At 64.4% G+C, this 6,329-nt stretch carries 3 protein-coding genes and 2 pseudogenes; 1 reads left to right on the top strand and 4 read right to left on the bottom strand.

Annotation, left to right across the window (positions count from 1 at the left end; translation table 11 throughout):
* A pseudogene (locus JOZ76_RS06995) lies at positions 1–402 on the top strand (penicillin-binding protein); the annotation flags it as partial.
* On the opposite strand, the gene JOZ76_RS06990 reads toward JOZ76_RS06995, so the two are convergent.
* The 4 genes and pseudogenes from JOZ76_RS06990 to JOZ76_RS06975 form a co-directional block, all read right to left on the bottom strand.
* Positions 337–3,021, bottom strand: a complete 2,685-nt coding sequence (locus tag JOZ76_RS06990) for an EAL domain-containing protein (RefSeq protein WP_291697893.1) — start codon at positions 3,019–3,021, stop codon at positions 337–339. The pseudogene JOZ76_RS06995 and the gene JOZ76_RS06990 overlap by 66 nt on opposite strands.
* Before the next feature lie 307 nt (positions 3,022–3,328).
* On the bottom strand, positions 3,329–4,168 hold the full coding sequence (locus JOZ76_RS06985; RefSeq protein ID WP_291697892.1) for a M48 family metallopeptidase: 840 nt from the start codon (positions 4,166–4,168) through the stop codon (positions 3,329–3,331).
* A gap of 236 nt (positions 4,169–4,404) precedes the next feature.
* Positions 4,405–5,730: a polyhydroxyalkanoate depolymerase gene (locus JOZ76_RS06980; protein WP_291697891.1), complete on the bottom strand. Its 1,326-nt coding sequence runs from the start codon at positions 5,728–5,730 to the stop codon at positions 4,405–4,407.
* 122 nt (positions 5,731–5,852) lie between these two features.
* Positions 5,853–6,329 (bottom strand): annotated as a pseudogene (locus JOZ76_RS06975) (ABC transporter permease); the annotation flags it as partial.

Below are 6,329 nucleotides of genomic sequence, written 5' to 3'. Positions count from 1 at the left end.
GCGCGGAAGGCGGAGATTCCGGGCTGGCAGGCCGCCGGCAAGACCGGCACCAGCCAGGATTTCCGCGATGCCTGGTTCATCGGCTATACCGCGAGCCTCGTCACCGGCGTCTGGCTCGGCAATGACGACAATTCGCCGACCAAGAAGGCGACCGGCGGCGGGCTGCCGGTCGAAGTCTGGACCCGCTTCATGCGCCAAGCGCTGCAGGGCGTGCCGGCGTCGCCGTTGCCGAACCCGGACAAAGGCGGCCTGCCAGTCATCGCCCAGATCGCATCGCAAATCAGCGCGCCGACCCAGCAGACAAGCGGCGTCGCGCGAGCTGCGCCGTCGCGCGGCTCAGTGCGCCCCGAGGCGACGGCGGGGCTCGACGGCTGGCTGCTCGACCGCCTGTTCGGACGATAGCGGCGCTTTCGCTAGGGATCGGCCGACCTGCCTCAGCATGACGCCGGCCCGCCTTGCGCTGTAACCGAGCAGCCAGCGACCGAAGGCCGCCGACGGCATCGGGCGCGCATGCAGAAAGCCCTGCACCGCGTCGCATCCGAGCTCGCTCAGCAGCTGGCGCTGCTCCACCGTCTCGACGCCTTCGGCGACGACGGCGAGGTTGAGGCTCTGGCCGACGCGGACCACGGCAGTGACGATCGCCCGCGTGCCGGCGTTGGCTTCGACGTCGCGCATGAAGCTGCGGTCGATCTTCAGCTCGTTGATGGGAAGCTGGGTGAGGCGGCTGAGGCTGGAATAGCCGGTGCCGAAATCGTCCAGCGAGAGGCCGACTCCGAGCGTGCGCAGCTCGTTCATGGCCGCGACGACGATGGCGCGTTCATTCAGGAACACGCCCTCGGTGATCTCGAGCATCAGATGGCTCGCGGGCAGCTCATGCTCGGCGAGGATCTGCGCGACCATCGTAGCCAGGTTCACGTTCTGGAAATTGATTGGCGACAGGTTGACGGAGACGCAGGGAATGTCGAGCCCGGCCCGCCGCCAGATCGCCATCTGCCGGCAGGCCTGCCGGATCGACCACATCCCGATCTGCTCGATCAGCCCGCATTCCTCCGCGAGCGGGATGAATTTGGCCGGAGAGACCTCACCAAGCACCGGGTCATGCCAGCGCGCCAGCGCCTCTACGCCATGGATCGCGCCATCGCGGGTGCGGATCTGCGGCTGGTAATGCAGGGTCAGCGCCTCGCTTGCAATCGCGCTGCGGAGTGCGGTGGAATGCATCAGCCGCTGCTCGGCGAGCTTGTCCATGTCGGCGTTGAAGAAGCGATAGGTGCCGCGGCCGGCGCGCTTGGCCTTGTACATTGCCGCATCGGCCTGCTTGACCAGCGTGTCGATGTCGGTGGCGTTGTCGGGATAGAGGCTGAGGCCCACGCTTGCCGACATCGGCACCTGGCGCTTGCCGATCGTGAGCGGCACCGCCAGCGCGGCGGTGATGCGCGCCGCCATCAGCGAGGCCTCGATCGCGTCGCGGTTCTGCAGCACGATGACGAATTCGTCGCCGCCGAGGCGGCCGAGCATGTCGCCCGGCCGAATCTGGGCCCGCAAACGCTTGGCGAAGCCGACCAAGAACTCGTCGCCGGCCGAATGGCCGAGCGTATCGTTGATGTCCTTGAAATTATCGGCGTCGAGGAATGCCACCGCGACATGACCGTCCGCGGGGCAGGCCTGGATCGCATCTGCAATCAAGGAAGGGATGCGCGCGCGGTTAGGCAGCCCGGTCAGCGTATCGTAATACGCCATCCGCGAGATCTCGGTCCGGTTCTCCTGGCGTTCGATCGCCAGCGCGCCGAGATGAACGCAGGCCTCGACGATGCGCTCATGCCAGCGGCTCGGCGCGCGGCTCTCCCGGAAATAGAAGGCGAAGGTGCCGATCACCCGTCCATCCCTGGCCTTGATCGGCGTCGACCAGCAGGCACGCAGGCCGACCTGGAGCGGACGGGCCTTGTAAGGCGCCCAGCGCGGATCGGTGTCGAGGTCGATCGCCAGCACGGGCTTGCCGTGATAGGCCGCGCTGCCGCAGGAGCCGACCTCGGGGCCGATCGCGATGCCTTCCAGCGCCCGTGAATAGTCGTCGGGCAGGCTGGGGCCGCCGAGGGGATGCAGCAGGCCCTCGGCATCGACATGAAGCACCGACGAGATGACGTCGGGTGCGATCTCCTCGACCCGCCGGCACAGCCGGTCGGCGATTTCGGTAATCGGCATTTCATCCGCAAGCGCGGTCATGATCAACTGCTGCACGGAGCGCAGCTGCCGGCTCTCGCTGATGTCGGACAGCAGCGCGAAGACATATCTGAGCCGCCCCTTGCCGTCGCGGACGGCCTTGAGGTTCGCGGTCACCCAGATCTCATCGCCGTTCTTGTCGTAGACGAGGAGCTCCTCCTCGCCGCCATTCTTTCCATCGAGAGAGCGCCGCAGCCGTGCGAGCGTTCTGCGATCGGTATGGCGGCCGACCAGCAGGTCGCTTGCCTGCCGTCCTTCCGCTTCAGCGCGCCCGTATCCAAACAGCTCCGTGAACGCGGCGTTGGTATAGACGGTCCTGAGCTCGCGATCCGCCACGATGACGCCGCGGTTGGTGCGATCGGCAAGCTCGTGGAGCAGCGCCAGCCGGTCGCGCTGCTCGACCTCGCGGCTGATATCGCGCACGAACAGGACATGGCGGCGCTCATCGCCGCTCGCGAGCGGCGAAAGCCGCAACGCGGCGCGTATCCGACTGCCGTCCTTGCGCCGGATCGTCATCTCAGGCAGCTCCGCGCGCTCCGCGGCAGACGACTGCACCGCCATCGCGAGCCGCTGCTGCAGGTCTTCAGGGCCGAGCCGGCCAACGTCACTGCCGATCAATTCCGCACGGTCCAGGCCAAAGATCGATGCGGCAGCGGGATTGGCGTGCCGCACGACCAGATCGCCGTCGAGAATCAGGACGCCGTCGCTTGCGCAGTCGAGCGCCGCCTTCAAGGCGTCCGCCGGCAAGGCCCGCGGGTCACTGCCTGCACTCACCGTCAGATATTGAACTGCCTGAGCAACCATCAGTCCCGTCCCGGGTCGAAACGAAGAGGTCGTCGATGGCGGTACAGTAGCCTTCAAACGGTGTTCAAAGGGTTGTCCGGACTGGTGCAATTCAGCCGAACGAGGCTTACCGGTTAAGATTTCGCCGTTCGACGAGGGGGAAACGCGACGAGAAAGGTCATTTAGCCGGCGAAACTCGCCCATTCTCGGCCGTCATGCCCCGCTTTACGGGGCATCCAATACGCTGTGGCCTCGCAGCGAACGACCGCTGCCTGTGAAATACTGGATCGCCCGGTCGAGCCGGGCGATGTCAGCAGCGGATTTCGGCTCAGTCCTCGATCCCGTAACGATGCAGGTCGTTGCCGCAGGTATCGAGCCATTTCTTGGCGCGTTCGAGCGACGGGCAGATCCGCGCGACGATGCGCCAGAAGCGGGGTGAGTGATTCATTTCAACGAGATGCGCGACCTCGTGGGCGGCGAGATAGTCGAGCACCATCGGTGGTGCAAGAATGAGGCGCCAGGAAAACGACAGCGATCCTGCCGAGGTGCAGGAGCCCCAGCGGCTGGACTGATCGCGGATCGACAGCCGCTTGACCTTGACCGACAGCGTGTCCGCGTAGTCTTGCGCGGCCTTTTGCAGTTCGCGCCGCGCTTCGCGCTTCAGAAAGTCATGAACGCGCCGCTCGATGTGCTCGATGGCGCCGGCCACGCACAAAATCTTCTCCCCGCTGTCGCGTGTTTCGGTCCACACGGTGCCGCGCTCACCGGCGCGATGCACGATTCGATACGGAACGCCGCGGAGCGGTACCACAGTGCCCGGCAAGAACGGCGCGGCTTTCGGCAAGCGGCCGAGACGGGCCGCGATCCAGCCGCCATGGCGCTGAGCGAAGTCTTTTGCTTCCGCGATGGTGCCGCGCGGAGGGATGGTGAGGATGGCCTCGCGATCGCTCGGATGGATTCTCAGTGTGTAGCGCCGCGCGCGACGATGCCGGCGAAGCCTGATCGAGTAGATTTGCGAACCGTGCTTGACGAGAAGACGCGACGGTTCGTAAGGCCGCCGATAGAGGAGGGCGCGAGTGGCCATATTGGTCAGTCCGGGGGGCAAGAGGACGCCCGGATTCTGCCATATCCGCCGCCAGTTCAATCGTTCCGCGCAAAAACAAATCATTTGCCCTATATACAGGGCCGAATCGCAAAAAAGCCTCTACAGGATGGGGCCGGCAGAGATTTTTTAGAGCCGATCCAGCGCCTTTTTAGCTGCTCAAGGATTGAGCCAAAGCTCATTCCTTGGCCCCCCTGGAGCAGACGAATTCCTTAGTCAAATCAAGAACTTCGCCCCTGTCTCGAATCGGGACTGGTTCCAATCGGGTGGAATCGAATTCTCATTTAGAATCAATGACATCCCTATTCGGCCGCGGCCCGTGCGGCCTTCGGATCGCTGGCCGAGGCCATGAAGTCGCAGATCCGCGGCACGATTTCCGACTTGAAGCGCGAGCCGTTGAACACGCCGTAATGACCGACGCCTTTCTGCACGTAATGCACGCGCCGGTGCGCAGGAATCGCCGTGCACAGGCCGTGTGTGGCTTCGGTTTGCCCAAGACCGGAGATGTCGTCGTTCTCGCCTTCGACCGTCATCAGCGCCACGCGTGTGATCTTCGTCGGATCGACCGGCGTACCGCGATGAGTCATCTCGCCTTTCGGCAACGCATGCTTGATGAACACGGTATCGACGGTCTGCAGATAATATTCCGCGGCCAGGTCCATCACCGCGAGATACTCGTCATAAAAGTCACGGTGCTTGTCGACCAGATCGCCGTCACCTTTCACAAGGTTGCTGAACAGGTCCTTGTGGGCGTCGACATGGCGATCCAGGTTCATGCTGATGAAGCCATTGAGCTGCAGGAAGCCCGGATAGACGTCCCGCATCACGCCGGGATGCGGAAACGGCACTTTGGTGATGACGTGGCTGCGGAACCAGTCGATGCCGCGCTCGGCGGCGAGATTGTTGACCGCGGTCGGGTTGCGGCGGGTGTCGATCGGCCCGCCCATCAGGGTCATCGACTGCGGCACGAACGGATCGCGCGCGGCTTCCATGACAGAGACGGCGGCCACCACCGGCACCGAGGGCTGGCACACCGCCATCACATGCATGCCGGGGCCGAGCGCATGCAGCATCTCGATGATGTAGTCGATATAATCGTCGAGGTCGAACCGCCCCGCCGCCAGCGGCACCATCCGCGCGTCGGACCAGTCGGTGATGTAGACATCATGGGTGGGCAGGAACGCCTCTACCGTGCCGCGCAGCAGCGTCGCATAATGTCCGGACATCGGCGCGACGATCAAAACCCGCGGCGCGGGCATGCGCAGCGGCCGCGTCAGCGCACGATCGAAGTGCAGCAGGCGGCAGAACGGCTTCTCCCAGACGCAGCGGATCTCGACCGGCGTGCGAACCCCGTTCACCTCGGTATCGGTGATGCCCCATTCCGGCTTGCCGTAGCGGCGCGTGGTGCGTTCGAACAGCTCGCAAGCCGCGGCGATCGACTTGCCGATTTCGGTATGCGTCCACGGATTTAGCGGATTCTGGAACAGGATCTTGGTCGCGTCCGTCACCGCGCGCGCCGGATTGAGCGAGGCATGCGCGAGCTCGTACATCCAGTACATCGGCGTCGTGAGCGCCGGACTGCCTTCCACGACCCGAGGCGGTAATCCGCCAAACTCGCCAATTGCCATTCTGAATCGGTCCTATTTGCAGCGCAGCATAGTGCCGAAAGCGTAATAATGCGTCAATGAGCTGCGCGGCGTTTTGACCAGCCACTTCAGCACATGTCCCCGCAATTCCACGGAAAAAGGCGCTATTCGCCGCCGCCGAGCAGCGAGCCATGACGGCGGGCGCTGCGCAGGAGAGCAAGGAATGCCGCAATCGACGCCATCAGCAGGGCTGCATTGAGGGCCGCGGCTTCGAGCATCAGGTCGGCGCGGAAGACACCGTCGGTGAGCAGCGCCCGCATGCTTTCGAAGACATAGGTCGGCGGCAGCGACCAGGCGACATATTGCAGCCAATGCGGCAGCACGCTGACCGGATAATAGATGCAGGCGAGCGGCATCACCGCGAACATCAGCGTCCAGACGATGCTCTCCGCGCCGAGCCCGTTGCGCAGCACGAGCCCCGAGACCAAGATCCCGACCGACCAGCTCGTGAAGATCAGGTTGCAGAACAACGCGATCAGCGGCAGGCCGAGGCCGTAGACGTTGAAGTGAAACAGGGTAAGCGCCAGCAGCGTCATCGGGATCACGCCGATCGCAAGCCGGATCAGGCTCATCGCCATCAG

The organism is Bradyrhizobium sp. (assembly GCF_019244115.1).
Classification (GTDB): Bacteria; Pseudomonadota; Alphaproteobacteria; order Rhizobiales; family Xanthobacteraceae; genus Bradyrhizobium.
The sequence above is the reverse complement of the archived record's forward strand: the minus strand, read 5'-3'. Positions and strand labels throughout refer to the sequence as shown.